General features: G+C 59.9%; 15 protein-coding genes, 1 tRNA gene and 2 riboswitches. Of the genes, 6 read left to right on the forward strand and 10 right to left on the reverse strand.

The features are described from left to right. Nucleotides 1-56: 56 nt before the first annotated feature. Nucleotides 57-132 (reverse strand) — tRNA-Lys (locus AN476_RS12015). Nucleotides 133-318: 186 nt separating this feature from the next. On the opposite strand from AN476_RS12015, the gene dapF reads away from it, so the two are divergent. After that, complete coding sequence (gene dapF, locus AN476_RS12020) at nt 319-1158, forward strand: diaminopimelate epimerase (RefSeq protein WP_054461881.1); 840 nt, start codon at nt 319-321, stop codon at nt 1156-1158. A gap of 3 nt (nt 1159-1161) precedes the next feature. Beyond that, on the forward strand, nt 1162-2418 hold the full coding sequence (gene mtaB / locus AN476_RS12025) for a tRNA (N(6)-L-threonylcarbamoyladenosine(37)-C(2))-methylthiotransferase MtaB (RefSeq protein ID WP_054461827.1): 1257 nt from the start codon (nt 1162-1164) through the stop codon (nt 2416-2418). Between the two features lie 163 nt (nt 2419-2581). On the opposite strand, the gene AN476_RS12030 is transcribed toward mtaB, so the two are convergent. The 5 genes from AN476_RS12030 to AN476_RS12050 all read right to left on the reverse strand — a co-directional run bounded on the left by AN476_RS12030 (nt 2582) and on the right by AN476_RS12050 (nt 6824). Further along, on the reverse strand, nt 2582-3373 hold the full coding sequence (locus AN476_RS12030; protein WP_054461828.1) for a cytochrome c1: 792 nt from the start codon (nt 3371-3373) through the stop codon (nt 2582-2584). A 19-nt stretch (nt 3374-3392) separates the two neighbouring features. Beyond that, entirely contained in the window at nt 3393-4724 is a 1332-nt protein-coding gene (petB, locus tag AN476_RS12035; RefSeq protein WP_054461829.1) for a cytochrome b, read from the reverse strand. A gap of 11 nt (nt 4725-4735) precedes the next feature. Beyond that, nucleotides 4736-5296: a ubiquinol-cytochrome c reductase iron-sulfur subunit gene (gene petA, locus AN476_RS12040; protein ID WP_054461830.1), complete on the reverse strand. Its 561-nt coding sequence runs from the start codon at nt 5294-5296 to the stop codon at nt 4736-4738. 208 nt (nt 5297-5504) lie between these two features. Then, nucleotides 5505-6107 carry a glutathione S-transferase gene (locus AN476_RS12045; RefSeq protein ID WP_054461831.1) on the reverse strand — a complete coding sequence of 201 codons (603 nt, stop codon included), beginning with the start codon at nt 6105-6107 and terminating at the stop codon, nt 5505-5507. Between the two features lie 99 nt (nt 6108-6206). After that, the gene (locus AN476_RS12050) at nt 6207-6824 is read right to left on the reverse strand and encodes an FMN-binding negative transcriptional regulator (RefSeq protein WP_054461832.1); all 618 of its coding nucleotides are present in this window, start codon (nt 6822-6824) and stop codon (nt 6207-6209) included. 166 nt (nt 6825-6990) lie between these two features. Further along, nucleotides 6991-7202, forward strand: a riboswitch (FMN riboswitch). An 86-nt stretch (nt 7203-7288) separates the two neighbouring features. Here AN476_RS12050 and AN476_RS12055 point away from each other — a divergent pair. Beyond that, the gene (locus AN476_RS12055; RefSeq protein WP_054461833.1) at nt 7289-7729 is read left to right on the forward strand and encodes a 6,7-dimethyl-8-ribityllumazine synthase; all 441 of its coding nucleotides are present in this window, start codon (nt 7289-7291) and stop codon (nt 7727-7729) included. Nucleotides 7730-7766: 37 nt separating this feature from the next. On the opposite strand, the gene AN476_RS12060 is transcribed toward AN476_RS12055, so the two are convergent. Genes AN476_RS12060 through thiB form a run of 3 tightly spaced genes read right to left on the reverse strand, consistent with a single transcriptional unit; the run spans nt 7767 to nt 10955 of the window. Continuing rightward, complete coding sequence (locus AN476_RS12060) at nt 7767-8459, reverse strand: ATP-binding cassette domain-containing protein (RefSeq protein ID WP_054461834.1); 693 nt, start codon at nt 8457-8459, stop codon at nt 7767-7769. After that, nucleotides 8446-10002, reverse strand: coding sequence for a thiamine/thiamine pyrophosphate ABC transporter permease ThiP (locus tag AN476_RS12065; protein WP_054461835.1), 1557 nt, complete (start codon nt 10000-10002; stop codon nt 8446-8448). Before AN476_RS12065 ends, AN476_RS12060 begins: the two co-directional genes overlap by 14 nt. After that, the gene (gene thiB, locus AN476_RS12070) at nt 9978-10955 is read right to left on the reverse strand and encodes a thiamine ABC transporter substrate binding subunit (RefSeq protein WP_054461836.1); all 978 of its coding nucleotides are present in this window, start codon (nt 10953-10955) and stop codon (nt 9978-9980) included. Before thiB ends, AN476_RS12065 begins: the two co-directional genes overlap by 25 nt. A 32-nt stretch (nt 10956-10987) precedes the next feature. Next, nucleotides 10988-11085: riboswitch (TPP riboswitch) on the reverse strand. A gap of 217 nt (nt 11086-11302) precedes the next feature. Between thiB and aroC the strand changes: the two genes are divergently transcribed. Genes aroC through AN476_RS12085 form a run of 3 tightly spaced genes read left to right on the forward strand, consistent with a single transcriptional unit; the run spans nt 11303 to nt 14033 of the window. Continuing rightward, a complete protein-coding gene (gene aroC, locus AN476_RS12075; protein ID WP_054461837.1) occupies nt 11303-12409 on the forward strand; it encodes a chorismate synthase in 1107 nt (368 codons plus the stop codon). Beyond that, nucleotides 12406-13092, forward strand: coding sequence for an HD domain-containing protein (locus AN476_RS12080; protein ID WP_054461838.1), 687 nt, complete (start codon nt 12406-12408; stop codon nt 13090-13092). The genes aroC and AN476_RS12080 overlap by 4 nt, the downstream gene beginning before the upstream one ends. Further along, nucleotides 13089-14033, forward strand: coding sequence for an AEC family transporter (locus AN476_RS12085; protein ID WP_054461839.1), 945 nt, complete (start codon nt 13089-13091; stop codon nt 14031-14033). The genes AN476_RS12080 and AN476_RS12085 overlap by 4 nt, the downstream gene beginning before the upstream one ends. Nucleotides 14034-14069: 36 nt before the next feature. Here AN476_RS12085 and AN476_RS12090 read toward each other — a convergent pair whose 3' ends face one another. Then, the gene (locus AN476_RS12090) at nt 14070-15581 is read right to left on the reverse strand and encodes a malonyl-CoA synthase (RefSeq protein ID WP_054461840.1); all 1512 of its coding nucleotides are present in this window, start codon (nt 15579-15581) and stop codon (nt 14070-14072) included. Nucleotides 15582-15602: the final 21 nt, after the last annotated feature.

Genomic DNA, 15602 nt, shown 5'->3' on the forward strand with positions numbered 1-15602 from the left:
AATGGATGCTGGAAAATAGAAAGCCTCAGGCGTTTCCGCCTAAGGCTTTGATAAAGTGGTGAGCCGTGATGGGTTCGAACCATCGACCTACTGATTAAAAGTCAGTTGCTCTACCAGCTGAGCTAACGGCCCACTTTATATGCGCAGTCTAAGCGAATTTCCTATAAGGATCAAGCACTTAATTTGCTATCGTCTGGCGCGTCCGTATCGTCTTTGCCGTCTCGATTGGCGGCTGTCTACGGTTAGGACGGGAAAGGGTCAAGCCCTTTTTTGAACTTTATGCGTCACAGGCTGGATTCATTTTCACCGCAGGTCTATATGCCCAATATGAGCACGCATTCAGAACCCCTTTTCCCCTTCATGAAGATGCACGGGCTTGGCAATGATTTTGTCGTTGTCGATGCACGGGCGCAAAACCTGGAGATAACCCCTACCCTGGCTAAGGGAATCGCCCATCGCCAGTTTGGCGTGGGCTTTGATCAGCTTGCCCTGATCGAAACGGGCCGCAGCGATGCGCATCTGACATTCTACAATGCCGATGGCTCTACCTCGGCGGCCTGTGGCAATGCCACCCGCTGCATTGCCCGCCATCTGATGGAGGAAAGCGGCAAGGCCGAACTGCATCTCACCACCGATCGCGGAGACCTCTTTGCCCGCGACGCCGGCGATGGCCTCACCTCGGTCAATATGGGGCAGCCGCAGCTCCTCTGGAATGACGTCCCCCTGGCTAAAGATATCGACACGCTGGAACTGCCTATTGAGGGAGCCCCTACAGCCACCGGTATGGGCAATCCCCACTGCACCTTCTTTGTCGAGGATGCCGAGACCGTCCCACTGCAGGACTTTGGCCCCCGTTATGAGCATCACCCGCTCTACCCTGAACGCACCAATGTGCAGGTGGCCCATCTGGTTGGCCCCGATCACATCCGCATGCGCGTCTGGGAGCGTGGTGTCGGCGTCACCCTGGCCTCTGGCTCCTCCTCCTGCGCCACCGCAGTGGCCGCCGCGCGCCGAGGGCTCACCGGGCGCCGCGTGCAGATCGACCTGGATGGCGGCACGCTTTGGATCGACTGGCGCGAAGATGGCGTCTGGATGACCGGCCCGACAATGCATGTATTCTCCGGCACCTTTACCGCCGCCTTTCTCGAAAGTCTCTGATCCATGTCCGCGCCCAAGTTCACCACCCTCGGCTGTCGTCTCAACGCCTATGAGACAGAAGCCATGAAGGAGCTGTCGCAGCAGGCCGGGCTGGAGGATCTGGTGGTGGTCAATACCTGCGCCGTCACCGCCGAGGCCGTGCGCAAATCACGCCAGGAAATTCGTCGCCTTCGCCGCGACAACCCCAAAGCCCGCATCGTGGTGACGGGCTGCGCCGCCCAGACTGAACCGGAAACCTTTGCCCAGATGGCAGAGGTTGATACCGTCATTGGCAATACCGAAAAGATGCAGCCGGAAACCTGGAACGGCATGGCGGCCAACTTCATCGGAGAGACCGAAAAGGTCCAGGTCGATGACATCATGTCCGTGACCGAAACTGCCGGCCACCTGATCGACGGTTTTGGCACCCGCAGCCGCGCCTATGTGCAGGTGCAAAACGGCTGCGATCACCGCTGCACCTTCTGCATCATCCCCTATGGTCGCGGCAATTCCCGCTCTGTGCCTGCAGGTGTAGTGGTCGATCAGATCAAACGCCTGGTCGACAAGGGCTACAACGAGGTGGTGCTCACAGGCGTTGACCTCACCTCTTGGGGGGCTGATCTGCCCGCCACGCCAAAGCTCGGCGATCTGGTGATGCGGATCCTCAAACTTGTTCCGGACCTGCCGCGGCTGCGCATTTCCTCGATTGATTCGATCGAAGTGGATGAAAACCTGATGCAGGCCATCGCCACCGAGCCGCGCCTGATGCCACATCTGCATCTATCGCTGCAACACGGCGACGATATGATCCTCAAACGCATGGCCCGGCGTCACCTGCGCGATGATGCCATCCGGTTCTGCGAAGAGGCGCTCAAACTGCGACCCGAAATGACCTTTGGCGCCGATATCATCGCCGGCTTTCCGACCGAAACCGAAGCGCATTTTGAAAACTCGCTGAAACTGGTCACCGACTGCAACCTCACCTGGCTGCATGTCTTCCCCTATTCCAAACGGGCCGGCACCCCGGCCGCCAAAATCCCCAAACAGGTCAATGGCACAGTGATCAAATCCCGCGCCGCCCGGCTGCGCGCCGCGGGTGAGGCCCGGGTACAGTCCCATCTGGCAGCACAGATTGGCAAGACCCATCAGGTGCTGATGGAAAACCCACATATGGGCCGGACCGAGCAATTTAGCGAAGTGAAATTTGCCACGCCGCAAGAAGAAGGCCAGATCGTCACCGCCACCATTCTCGGTCAGCAAGGCACCCAGCTCACTGCCTGACAGTCTGCCCTTTTCCTCATCATCTTTCCCCAAATATTCCGGGGTGAATGCGCGCCTTGCGCGCAGAGGGGCAGCGCCCCACTGTCCCAACGCCTGCAAAACAAAAAAGGCCCCCGCAAGTCACCTTGCAGGGGCCAATTCTAGTTCATGGGAAATCAGCCAATCAGGCGGATTTTTTGCCCTTGTGCGGCGCCCAGAGCTGTTTGTTGGTCAGATAAAGCAGAACCGACAAAACTGTCAGGATCAGAACCCCAACAAAACCGGTTTGCTTACGCGCCATCATTTTGGGCTCAGCGGTCCACATCAGGAAAGCCGCAACATCCTGCGACATCGCCTTAACGGAATTGTCGTGGCCATCGGCAAATTCAACCTGCTCGTCCGACAGCGGTGGTGCCATCGAGATCCAGCCACCTGGGAAGGCGGTGTTCTCATAAAACAGGGTGCCAGCTTCTTCCTTTTCCTCACCGGTATAACCGTCCAGCAAAGAGGCGATGTATTCCGCGCCACCGATGCCTTTGAACAGCTGGTTCATACCGGAGCCATAGGGGCCGTGGAAACCGGCACGCGCCTTGGCCATCAGGCTCAGGTCAGGTGCACCAGCTGCGGTATTGGCAGGGAAGTGATCTACCGGCTTGGCAGGCACGTCCTCATCCAGTTCCGCGTCATAGACGGTGAAGTTCTCAGCCGCATAGGCACGCACTTGGTCGGCGGGCAGCGCGGGGCCACCCTCATCCGCCAGAGTGCGCAGGGGCACAAACTTCAACCCGTGACAGGCCGCACAAACCTCGGTGTAGATCTGCAAGCCACGTTGCAGCTGATTTTGGTCATAGGCGCCAAATGGTCCCTCGAACGAGAACTGGAAGTCCTCGACGTGGCCGCTACCACCTGCCGCATTGGATGCAGCAGGGATAAGGGCCAGAGCGAAGGCGGCACCGATTGCGAGTGTCTTCAACATTGGGAGCTGTCCTTCTCTCTTACTCGGCAGGCGTGGCTGCGTCGGATTTCTCGCCGTAGTGAGCGTCGAAATCTTCTTCGATTGTAGCAGGCTCTGCCAGGGGCTTCTCGATCACACCCAGGATCGGCAGGATCACCAGGAAGTAGCCAAACCAATAGGCCGATGCGATCAGCGAGAACGATGCATAGGGCTCTTCCGCCGGCATCGCGCCCAGCCACATCAGGGCAAAGAAGTCAAAGACCAAGAGATAGAACCACCATTTGAACATCGGACGATAGCGACCAGAGCGCACACGCGAGGTGTCGAGCCATGGCACCAGAGCCATGATGGCAATCGCACCGAACATCGCCAGAACCCCAAAGAACTTGGCGTCGATGATGCCACCGGTCACAAAGGAGGCAATCTGCACGACCCAGACTTCCGAGGTGAAGGCCCGCAGGATCGCGTAGAAGGGCAGGAAGTACCATTCCGGAACGATATGCGCAGGGGTCACCAGCGGGTTGGCCTCGATATAGTTATCGGGGTGGCCCAGGTAGTTTGGCATAAAGCCAACGATCGCCCAGAAGATCACCAGAACCACGGCCAGGCCGAGGAAATCCTTGATCACAAAGTAGGGCCAGAACGGCAGGGTGTCTTTTTCGGCTTCCTCTTTCGAGCCCTTGCGCACATCAACCCCGGTTGGGTTGTTGTTGCCGGTGGTGTGGAAGGCCCAGATATGGACCACAACCAGCGCCGCAATGACAAATGGCAGCAGATAGTGCAGCGAGAAGAAACGGTTCAGCGTTGCGTTATCCACCGCAGGTCCGCCCAGCAGGAAGGTCTGCAGCGCTTCGCCAACAAAAGGAATGGCGCCAAAGAGGCCGGTGATCACGGTCGCACCCCAGAAGGACATCTGACCCCAGGGCAGAACATAGCCCATGAAACCGGTTGCCATCATCAAGAGGTAGATGATCATGCCGATGATCCAGGTGACTTCACGTGGGGCCTTGTAGGAGCCGTAGAAGAGACCGCGGAAAATGTGGATGTAAACGGCCACGAAGAACAGCGAGGCGCCGTTTGCGTGAATGTAGCGCAGCATATAGCCGCCATTCACATCGCGCATGATGTGCTCAACGCTCGAGAACGCCAGGTCAACATGCGGGGTGTAATGCATCACCAGAACGATGCCGGTGACAATTTGCAGCACCAGGCAGAAAGCCAGAACGATGCCCCAGATCCACCACCAGTTCAGGTTCTTGGGGGTGGGGATCATGATGGTGTCATATACCAGACCGACGATGGGCAGGCGGCTATGCAGCCATTTCTCTGCGCCAGTCTTTGGTTCGTAATGATCGTGCGGAATGCCAGACATTGCGTACCTCCTTATCCCAGTTTGATGGTGTTGGCGTCAGTGAACTCGGCCACGGGAACGTGCAGGTTCTCAGGCGCGGGGCCTTTGCGGATCCGGCCAGCGGTGTCGTAGTGCGACCCGTGACAGGGGCAGAACCAGCCATTGAAGTCGCCGGCACCATCACCAAGCGGCACACAGCCGAGGTGGGTACAAACACCCATCATCACCAACCATTCGCCATTCTCATCCATGGCGCGGTTCGCATCCGCGGCATCGGTGCCTGGCTTATTGGGGTTTTCGGATGCGGTATCGATCAAACCAGCGACATCAACTGCGCGCGCTTCGTCGATCTCAGCCTGGGTACGGCGGCGAATGAACACGGGTTTCCCCAGGAACATCACACTGATCTGCGTTCCAACTTCTACACCGCTGATGTCCACGAGAATCGAGGACAAAGCTTTGACGTCAGCCGAGGGGTTCATCTGATTGACCAGGGGCCATACAGCGGCACCCGCAGTCACTGCCCCGGCGCCGGCAGTGGCGTAGTAGAGGAAATCTCTCCGGGTTCCTTCGTTGTCTTCTGCGTGGGACACGAGGTTTTCTCCATTTCCAGCGCCCGTTTAGGGCAAACATGCGCATGCACCACGATAAACGCGGTGACTCATCGCGGGTCATAGCCGGGTGAGGCGCTTTCGTCCAGCGGTCAAAGGCGCACATGGCACTCCAGTTTCAAGTTTCTTTGAATGGGCGCTCTCAAAACCACAGCGAAACCGCTCCAGCCCCCGCGTTATAAAGAAAGAATTAACCCTCAGGCGGCCGAGTCGCCTGCATAGAGGCGCGCGATTCGAAAGCTGCGAACCAATCCGCCAGGGCCTCATTGTCGCTGCGCCAACCCGCATCTGGATGGCGAAAATCCACATAGGCCAGGGCGCAGCCCACCGCGATCTGGCCCATATCCAGCGGGCCTTGCAGGTGACTCATCCAGCGCGCATTCAGCGCCGAACAGGCGCCCAGCACCTTACCCAGTTGCGCCTTGATCCACTCCGGCGACTGTTTGTCCTCAGGGCGCAGACGCATCTCATAGGTCATGAGCACCGCAGCCTCCATGATGCCATCGGCCGTGGCCTCCAGTACCTTTGTGTCCCAACCTGCCGCATAAAGCCCGGCCCCTGCACGTTCGTCCAGATAGGCGCAGATCACCCGGCTATCATACAGGGCTGGCCCGTCGCCTCGCTCCAACGCCGGGATCTTGGCCAAGGGGTTGCTGGCCCGCACATCGGCACTGGGCGCATAGGGGGTGGTTGCGACATTGTGTAGCTCCACACTGTCCAGGGTTTCGGTTTCGTGCAGCAGGACCATCACCTTTCGCACAAAGGGGGAGGTCGGGGCATAGTGCAATTTCATCGCGGGTTCCTCTCAGTTTAGGCGCAGCCTAGCCACTCTCGGTAGAAAGAAAACCCCGGCGTAGCGGCAGAGTGGAATTGGCGCAGGTGAATGTGCCGCCTAGTCCAGCGCATCCCGCATCGCCTGGGCGAGACCGGACAGGTCGGCTCCGCTCCCCTGTTCGATACTGTCACAAACCGCGCGACGTGCGGGCTCAGGTTTATTCTGGCTCAGCTTCCAGGTTCCGCTGCTCTCTGCCACGTTCAAACGCAGAGGCACGATCATCCGCATCATGCGATCCAGCGCTTCCGGCGCCATCTTTTCACTGCGCCAAACCGGCTTGGGCGCCAGGCGCTGTTCAAAAAAGTCAGACTGCCGCTCCAGCAGGTCCCGCAGTTCCTCTTGTGGACGCAGCTCCAGCTCCCCCATCAGATGCACTGCGATATAGTTCCAGGTCGGCACCTGATCTTCCAGCCCGTACCAATCCGGCGAGACATATCCATCCGGCCCGCTCACCGCCAACCTGGCCGGGCCTGCGGGTTTCAAGAGCCGCACAATGGGATTGGAGCGCACCAGATGCAGATCGGCCCAGGTGCCATCCTCTGACAAAACAAAGGGCACATGGCTCAACAGCGGCAGGTCACCATCGCAAACCGCAAGAATACCAAAGCCCCTGTCGCGCGCATAGGCGAGGTTCTGATCTCTGTCCGCGGCGCGGAAAATGGGATTTGGGTGCATGTCTCTCTCCTCGCCTTTGCTTTTGTTCTCTTGCCCAGGCAGAGGGAAGACCCAATTTCAGTCATTTTGACCCAACCAATAGCAGCCCGACGGCTCTGTCCCGTGGCGTCCTTTAGGCAAAGGTGACTCTGGCTCTTGAAAATCACCCCACAGCTTGTAAACCTCCCCCTGTTCTCAGGGCGGGGTGAAATTCCCCACCGGCGGTATGCGAGGGGCCTCCCTTCGTGAGCCCGCGAGCGGCTTTTGCGTTTTACGCCTCCACAGCCCGAAAAGTGGGAACCGGTTTTTGGACTGTGCTGTGGAGCAAACAAAAAAGTGTCAGCAGATCTGGTGTGATTCCAGAGCCGACGGTCATAGTCCGGATGGAAGAGAACGTGCGACAGGATTGCTTTCGGCCTGGGCCGGGTGCAGTTGTGCCGTTCGTTATCGCCTTGGGTGACGTGTCAAACCTATAGGAGATACCCATGACACACACCCGCTACGCCTTTATCAAGGCCCAATGGCATGCCGATATCGTTGACCAGGCTCTGCTTGGCTTTACCCAGCTTATCCCCGCCGAACAGGTTGATGTCTTTGACGTGCCAGGCGCGTTTGAGATGCCGCTGATGGCACAGGATTTGGCCAAGACCGGCACCTATGCCGCCGTGGCCTGCGCCGCCTTTGTGGTAGACGGCGGTATCTACCGCCACGATTTTGTCGCCCAATCCGTTGTCGACGGGCTGATGCGCGTCGGGCTGGATACCGGCGTTCCAGTGCTCTCTGTCTCGCTGACCCCGCACCAGTATCAAGAGACGGATCATCACAATGCCATCTACCGCGCCCATTTTGTCGACAAAGGCCGCGAAGCTGCTCAGGCCGCACTGATGATAGCCAAATCGCGGCAAAAACTGGCTGCAGTTGCCTAGAACTTTCTGGCGGTGGTGGGCCTGCAAGCCCACCGCCCTACCCCAGATAAGCCTTTAACACTGGTGGCGGGTTGTCCAACAGCTCCGCCGTAACCAGCGGTGGCTGCGCCCTGCCCTCAGCCACCAAGATCACCTGATCCGCAATACGGCGCGCATCCCTGGGATCATGGCTGACCATCAATACAGTGGCACCTGTTTCACTGACGATCTCTGCCACCAGATCCAACATTTCATTCTTCAAAGCTGGCCCAAGCGCGGCAAAGGGCTCATCCAGCAGCAGGATATCGCGGCGCTGCAACAGCACTCGCGCCAGAGCCACCCGGCTTTGTTGCCCCCCCGAGAGTTCCGCTGGTTTGCGGGCTGCCAGATCCCCCAGGCCCACACGGCTCAGCGCCTGTTGCACCTGGTCCTGCTCGGGCCGGGACAAACGCAGATTGGCCCGCAGCCCCAGCCCCGCGTTCTGTGCCACAGTCAGATGGGGAAACAGATTTCCATCCTGAAACAGCATCGCCACCGGCCGCTGGCCCGGCGCCCGCTCCGTCAAATCATCCCCCTGCCAATACAACCGCCCCGCGCGCAGGGGCAAGAAGCCGGCAATCGCCTCGATCAAGGTAGACTTCCCCGCCCCCGAAGGGCCGATAATGGCCAGTTTTGCTCCGGCTTCGACCTGCAGGTCCGCCGAGAGGGAAAAGCCGCCATTCTCTATTTCACAGCTCTCAAGCCTCAGCATGCCAACGGCCTCCGCGATCCAGAATCCAAAATGCGCCCATCGCCAGAATCAACAGCAATAGCGCCGCCCCGGCCGCCGCCTCCATCCTATAGGCGCCCATCAGGCGGTAGACCTGCAACGGCAGAGTTGCCACCTCTGGGTCAGCAAATAGGGTAATGACGCCCAGATCTCCCATCGACAGAGCCGCCGCCAACCCGGCCGCAAAGCCGATCTGCGCCCGCATCCGCGGCAGGAACACCCACCACCAGAACGGCCCGCCCGCCATATTCAGCGATAGCGCCAGCCTGCCGTAGCGCGCCATGACCTCACGGGCGCGCGGCACCAGAATGCGCAGCGCAAAGGGCAACGCCATCACCGCATTGACCAGCGCCGTGACCGGCAACGCCAATGCAAAGGGATCGGCAAAGGGATAGATCACGATGAACAATCCGGTGCCAATCACCAATGGCGAGGCCGCCAGTCCCAGGATGCCTGCGACCTCGATCAATGTGCTGCGCCCCGTGGCCACAGCTGCCGCCATCGGCAGGGCCAAGATCAACAATAGCAGTGTGCTCACCGCCGCCACGAGCACTGAAGTCAGCGCCGCCACCCAGACCGAAGCCTGCAGCAGAAACATCCCGGATATTCCCGCAACAGCCATCGCCGATAGCGGCAGGATCAGAAACAGGGTCGCAAACAAAATCCAACCCGCATCCAAACAGCGCGCCAGCATCGTCTCGCCATCCCAGCGCCGCAGAGCCCGGTCCAACCCGACCCCGACCCCTTCATTGTCTGCAACCCGCAACGCCGCAAACCCCGCCACACCGGTCAACCCCAGCTGCACCGCCGACAACAGCGCAGCGCGGCCCAGATCAAAATCAAAACGAAAGGCCTGATAGATCGCCAGCTCGATCGTGGTCGCCCGCGGGCCCCCTCCCAGGGTCAACGCCACAGCAAAGCTCGACAGGCAGATGGCAAACACCACCGCCAGGGCACCGGGAACCACGCGCCGTAGCATGGGCGCTTCCAGCAACTGCCAGATGGCAGCAGGACCTGCATTCAACTGCGCCGCCAGCCGAAACCGCTCCGCCGGGATTTCCTGCCAACCCTGCAGAATCAACCGTGTCGCCAGCGGCAGGTTAAAAAACACATGCGCCAGCACCACGCCATGCAGCCCATAGATCTGCAGGGGTTCTAGCCCAAAGAACACCAGGATTTGACTGATCCAGCCTGCGCGGCCAAAAACCGCTAATAATCCCAGAATGGCCACGATCACCGGCAGGATAAAGGGCGCGCCCAACAACGCGATCAGTAGTGACCGCCCCCGAAAGCGACGGCGGGCCAGCGCCCGGGCCACCCCGATGGCCAGCCCGACGCTCAGCCCCGCCGACAGCAGAGCCTGCATCAGCGTAAAACGAAGCGCCGCCCAGTCAGAGGGGCCAAAACCACTCCCTGCCTCTGCCCGCAAGGCCACCGCCACCAGCGTTCCCAGAATCAGGGCCGCCACCAAAAAGGCGGCCCCCCTTCCGGAAACCGCGCTTATTGGCTGAGCGCGTCGAGCCATTCCGCCAATGCGCCATCGCGCATCTCTGCCGCCTCATCCGCCGACAACAGCAGCGATTTTGCAGGTGTGATCAGGGTTTCAAAACCCTCAGGCAGGCCCGCTGCAGGTGTCACAGCCGGATACATCCAATTGGTCGTCGGAATGATCGACTGAAAGGCTTCAGACACCATAAACCCCATGAACTCCTGCGCCAGTTCCGGCTGATCGCTGCCTGCCAGAATGCCGGCGACCTCAACCTGCATGTAATGACCTTCGGCAAAAGAGGCCGCCGCTTTTGAGCCATCCTCCTCGGCGATCAGGTGGTAGGCAGGCGATGTGGTATAGGACAGCACCATATCCGCCTCGCCCTCCAGAAACAGGCCATAGGCTTCGGACCAGCCTTTGGTCACGGTGACCACATTATCCGCCAGATCTGCCCAGATCGCCGGAGCCTCCGCGCCATAGGCCGCCTTGACCCACATCAGCAGCCCCAGACCAGGGGTTGAGGACCGCGGATCCTGAATGACAATCTTCATATCACTGGCGCCCAGCGCCTTGAAATCACCCGGCACAGTGGCATCGGCATTATGAACAAAGGCAAAGTAGCCCCAGTCATAGGGGGCAAAAGTGGCATCCTCCCAGGCCAGCGGCAGGCTGTACTCAGCCGTCACCCCATGCTCGGCAAAAAGACCGGTCGCCGCTGCCGCAGCGGTCAGATTGGTATCCAGCCCCAGCACCACATCCGCGTCAGAGCGCGCGCCTTCCAGCTTGATGCGGGCCAGCAAGGCCGCCCCATCTCCGGCCCCGACCAATTTCAGATCACAGCCACACTGGGCTTCAAAGGCCGCTTCCACCGCAGGGCCAGGGCCCCAATCGGACACAAAGCTGTCATAGGTATAAACAGTCAACTCGGGCTTCTCGGCGTAGGCCGCCGAGGCGCTCAAGACTGCTGCTGCAAAAACGGAATACTTCATGGCATCCTCCTTTGCGGCATCGGGCAAGGGTGGAGGAACTCCGAAACCTTCCCTCCGCCGGTTCTAGCCGGTTCAGGTTCTACGGGTCTGCTCTCAGCCAAAGATCTCCTTGGCACCCCGAGGTATTTAATCTCCTAGGCCGCGACGACCGCAAAGGCAAGCCCAGCCCTCGCCAAAGCTGCCGGTTTCATTTGGCCCAAAATATCCCGGGGGAGCCGCCAAAGCGGCGGGGGCAGCGCCCCCTCTTCCCTCTCCCCCTATCGCACACTGGGGCAAACGAACTGCAATACCCCTTGAGCCACGGGCCGCGCCTCGCTAAGCACGTCTCGCAAAGGAGATCCCGCCCCATGTCGATGAACAGCTTTGGCCATCTTTTCCGCGTCACCACCTGGGGCGAAAGCCACGGACCGGCGCTGGGGGCAACCGTGGACGGCTGCCCACCCAATGTTCCGCTGGAGCCCGCCATGCTGCAACAGTGGCTTGATCGGCGCCGCCCTGGCCAGAACAAAAACACCACCCAGCGCAATGAGCCAGATGCCGTTAAAATCCTCTCTGGGGTTTTTGACGGCAAAAGCACCGGCACGCCGATCCAGCTGATGATCGAAAACACCGATCAGCGTTCTAAGGATTACGGCGATATTGCGCAGACCTTCCGCCCCGGCCATGCCGACATCACCTATTTCCAGAAATACGGCAATCGCGATTATCGCGGCGGCGGACGTTCCTCCGCCCGGGAAACCGCGGCCCGTGTCGCTGCCGGTGGTGTTGCACGTGAAGCGATCAAGGCCCTGGCGCCAGATCTGCAGATTACCGGCTATATGACCCAGATGGGCGAGATGGAAATCGACCGCTCCCGCTTTGACTGGGAGGCCATCGGCCAGAATGATTTCTGGATCCCCGACGCCGGTGCGGTTCAGGATTGGGAGGATTACCTCCAGGGTCTACGCAAGGCGCATGATTCCGTTGGCGCCGTGGTCGAGGTGGTCGCGCGCGGCGTCCCAGCCGGCATTGGCGCCCCCGTTTATAACAAACTCGACACCGATCTGGCGGCGGCGATGATGTCCATCAACGCCGTGAAGGCCGTGGAAATCGGCGAAGGCATGAATGCCGCCCGCCTCAAGGGATCTCAGAATGCTGATGAGATCTTCATGGGCAATGACGGCCAACCGGTCTATTCCTCCAACCATGCCGGCGGCATCCTTGGGGGGATCTCGACAGGTCAGGACGTGGTTGTACGCTTTGCGGTCAAGCCGACCTCCTCGATCCTGACCCCACGCCAATCGATCCGCAAGGATGGCACTGCTGCCGAGGTGATCACCAAGGGGCGCCATGACCCTTGCGTTGGCATCCGTGCCGTACCGGTGGCCGAGGCGATGATGGCCTGCGTCCTCCTGGACCACCTGCTGCTGCATCGTGGGCAGGTTGGCAGCAACCAGGGCCATATCGGCGAATGAGCTTGAAACCGCTTCAGGTCAAACTGCGCCGTATTGCCGAAGTCCAAATGGCGCAGGACCCAGCCCATGATATTGCGCATCTGGACCGCGTCTGGGCCAATGCCCATCGGATCGCCCTGGAGGAAAACAGGGATGAGCCGGGGCGCGTCGACCTCCGAGTGTTGATCGCCGGCGCCTATCTGCACGATCTGGTCAATCTGCCGAAGGACCATCCAGAGCGAGAGGCCGCTTCACGGCTCTCGGCGGAGAAATCAGAGCCTATCCTTGAGGGTTTGGGCTACTCGGCGACCGAAATCGCCGCTTCCCAGCACGTGATCGAGGCCCATAGTTTCTCTGCCGGTTTGCCCGCAAACAGCCTAGAGGCTCTGATCCTGCGCGATGCCGACCGACTGGATGCGCTGGGGGCTGTGGGCATTGCGCGCACCTTTATGGTTGCGGGCACCATTGATCGTCCTCTGTGTGATGCAGATGATCCTTTTGCGGCCAACCGGCCCTTGGATGATCAGACCTGGTCGATTGACCACTGGCATCTCAAGCTGTTGAAACTCCCCGGTGACATGGCCACGGATAAGGGCCGCAAGATCGCCCGCAAACGCGCGCGTCTGATGCTCGCCTATCTGCGGCAACTGGCCAAGGAAATGGATACCGAGCTTCCAGACCACTGGGCCGAATTGCTGAGATGATCGCAATCCTCGCCATCACCTTTCCCATCTATGCCGCTCTGGCACTTGGCTATCTGGTGGTCTGGAAAGGCTGGTTCAGTGCGGAGGAGATGCGTGTCTTTGGCCGCTATGTGCTCAACATTGCCCTGCCGGCGCTGATCTTTTCGGCGGTCGCCTCGCGCAGTCCGGCCCAAGTCTTTCAGCCCGGCTATGTCTCTGTCTATGCGCTGGGCGGGCTCGCAACCGTGGCGCTGGCCTATCTGCTGTTCACCCTGCGCGGGGTCGATCCACAAAGGCGTGCTTTGGGCGTGATGGGATCGACCTGCCCGAACAACGGCTTTATCGGCTATCCAATCATGCTCTTGGCTTTCCCGGATCTGGCTGGCGTCATTCTGGCGCTGAACCTCTTGGTCGAAAATCTGATCCTGATCCCGCTGTGCCTGTTGTTGGTTGAGCTTGCAAGCGGCAGCCCCGGGCACCCAATTCTGCCGCGCCTGGGACGCATTCTGCTGGGCCTGGCCAAGATGCCAATGCTGATCGCTTTGGCCCTCGGAATGCTGGTCTCGCTCATCGGCGTGCCGCTGCCCGGTCCAATGATGCGGTTTGTCGACATGCTCGCGGTTTCAGCCGGAGCGATATCGTTGTTGGTGATTGGCGGGTCGCTGGTGGGCTTGCCCTTGCATGGCAACCGTTCGCTTGCGGCACAGATCAGCGCCTCGAAACTGTTGCTGCATCCGGCCCTGGTTGCGCTGAGTGCGACTGTTCTGCTGGCCTCTGGGCTGATCACGCTGACGCCGGAGTTGCACAGTGCCGCTATCCTGTCGGCCGCGATGCCGATGTTTGGCATCTATACCGTTCTGGCCCAACGCCAGGGGTTGGAGGGGGCTGCGAGCCTTGCCATGCTCACGGCAACCAGCCTGGCTTTTGTCACCCTGACCGCCCTGCTCTGGGGTCTGACCTGATCTGGTAAGACTGGCTATAGTTTAGACCCTAATAAGTCACTTTTGAGCAAACAGATCCCCATAGTCCTCGCGTAGAGCCTTCTTCTGCACTTTACCCATGGTGTTGCGCGGCAATTCAGCAACCAGCTCGATCCTTTTGGGCTGTTTGAACTTGGCGAGCTGATCTGACAGGACCTCGGCAATCCTCTCTGCGCTGATGCTGTGCTCTGCGGACGGGACGACAATGGCCACCACCGCCTCACCAAAATCTGGATGCGGCACACCGATCACTGCGCTTTCCAAAACACCCGGCAGATCGTCAATCAGGCTCTCGACCTCCTTGGGGTAGACGTTAAAGCCCCCGGTGATGACCAGATCCTTTTGCCGCCCAACAATGGTGATATAGCCATCCGCGTCTTGCCGCGCGAGATCACCGGTGATGAACCAACCATCCGCCTGTAGTTCCTCGGCGGTTTTTTCCGGCATCTGCCAATAACCCTGAAAAACGTTTGGTCCACGCACTTCCAAAACACCGGTTTCGCCCAGGGCGACCTCGTGGCCCTGCTCCATGATCCGGGCCTCAACCCCGGGCAGTGGAAAGCCAATAGTGCCGGCGCGACGCTCGCCCTCATAGGGGTTGGAGGTGCTCATGTTGGTTTCCGTCATTCCGTAGCGTTCCAGAATACGGTGCCCGGTGCGCGCCTGCCATTGCTCGTGGGTGTCCACCAGCAAGGGGGCCGAACCGGAGATGAACAGCCGCATATTGGCCGCATGCTCCGGCGTCAGCCGCGCGTCCTGCAACAGACGTGTATAGAAGGTTGGCACTCCCATAAGCGCGGTTGCCTGCGGCATGGCCTGTAAAATCTGATCCGCGTTAAAGCCGGACAGGAATACCACACGCGCCCCGGCAAAAAGCGCCACATTGGTCGCCACAAACAGCCCATGGGTATGAAAGATCGGCAGGGCATGGATCAGCACATCACGCTCGGTGAACTGCCAATAGTCCCGCAAAGTCAGCGAATTGGACGCCAGGTTGTCATGGCTCAGCATCGCGCCCTTGGAACGCCCGGTGGTGCCCGAAGTATAGAGGATGGCGGCCAAATCATCCGGCCCACGTGACACCGGCGTAAAGCCACCACGCCCGACGACCGAATCTGTCAACGTGCCCAGTCCCTTGGCATCCAGCGTCACCACCCGCGCCGCGCCCGCGATAGCCGCGACCTCCTCGATGCGCGCGGGATCACAAACCACCACACGCGGCGTGGCGTCGCCGAGGAAATAGGCCACCTCAGCTGCGGTATAGGCTGTGTTCAATGGCAGAAAGACAGCGCCCGCCATGACGGTTCCCAAGTAAAGCTGGATCGCTTCGATGGTCTTTTCCACCTGCACCGCTACCCGGTCTCCGGGTTTTACCCCCATAGCCACTAGCGCTGCCGCATTGCGTTCCGCCCCGGCGTAGAGCTCGCCATAGGTGACACTGGCGCGGGCCGGGAACGATGCAAAGTTGCGGGTTTCCTGCCCCTTGCTGGCCGCGTGCAACTGCGAAATCAGATGGTTATCATCATACATGATGGGGGCTCCTCGGGGTTT

The organism is Phaeobacter sp. 11ANDIMAR09, from assembly GCF_001294455.1.
Classification (GTDB): domain Bacteria; phylum Pseudomonadota; class Alphaproteobacteria; order Rhodobacterales; family Rhodobacteraceae; genus Pseudophaeobacter.

Excerpts from the sequence above, each read along its gene's own strand:
- dapF (WP_054461881.1), top strand. The coding sequence starts at position 319 with ATGCCCAATATGAGCACGCATTCAGAACCCCTTTTCCCCTTCATGAAG.
- mtaB (WP_054461827.1), top strand. The coding sequence starts at position 1,162 with ATGTCCGCGCCCAAGTTCACCACCCTCGGCTGTCGTCTCAACGCCTAT.
- AN476_RS12030 (WP_054461828.1), bottom strand. The coding sequence starts at position 3,373 with ATGTTGAAGACACTCGCAATCGGTGCCGCCTTCGCTCTGGCCCTTATC.
- petB (WP_054461829.1), bottom strand. The coding sequence starts at position 4,724 with ATGTCTGGCATTCCGCACGATCATTACGAACCAAAGACTGGCGCAGAG.
- AN476_RS12045 (WP_054461831.1), bottom strand. The coding sequence starts at position 6,107 with ATGAAATTGCACTATGCCCCGACCTCCCCCTTTGTGCGAAAGGTGATG.
- AN476_RS12050 (WP_054461832.1), bottom strand. The coding sequence starts at position 6,824 with ATGCACCCAAATCCCATTTTCCGCGCCGCGGACAGAGATCAGAACCTC.
- AN476_RS12055 (WP_054461833.1), top strand. The coding sequence starts at position 7,289 with ATGACACACACCCGCTACGCCTTTATCAAGGCCCAATGGCATGCCGAT.
- AN476_RS12060 (WP_054461834.1), bottom strand. The coding sequence starts at position 8,459 with ATGCTGAGGCTTGAGAGCTGTGAAATAGAGAATGGCGGCTTTTCCCTC.
- AN476_RS12065 (WP_054461835.1), bottom strand. The coding sequence starts at position 10,002 with ATGGCTCGACGCGCTCAGCCAATAAGCGCGGTTTCCGGAAGGGGGGCC.
- thiB (WP_054461836.1), bottom strand. The coding sequence starts at position 10,955 with ATGAAGTATTCCGTTTTTGCAGCAGCAGTCTTGAGCGCCTCGGCGGCC.
- aroC (WP_054461837.1), top strand. The coding sequence starts at position 11,303 with ATGTCGATGAACAGCTTTGGCCATCTTTTCCGCGTCACCACCTGGGGC.
- AN476_RS12080 (WP_054461838.1), top strand. The coding sequence starts at position 12,406 with ATGAGCTTGAAACCGCTTCAGGTCAAACTGCGCCGTATTGCCGAAGTC.
- AN476_RS12085 (WP_054461839.1), top strand. The coding sequence starts at position 13,089 with ATGATCGCAATCCTCGCCATCACCTTTCCCATCTATGCCGCTCTGGCA.
- AN476_RS12090 (WP_054461840.1), bottom strand. The coding sequence starts at position 15,581 with ATGTATGATGATAACCATCTGATTTCGCAGTTGCACGCGGCCAGCAAG.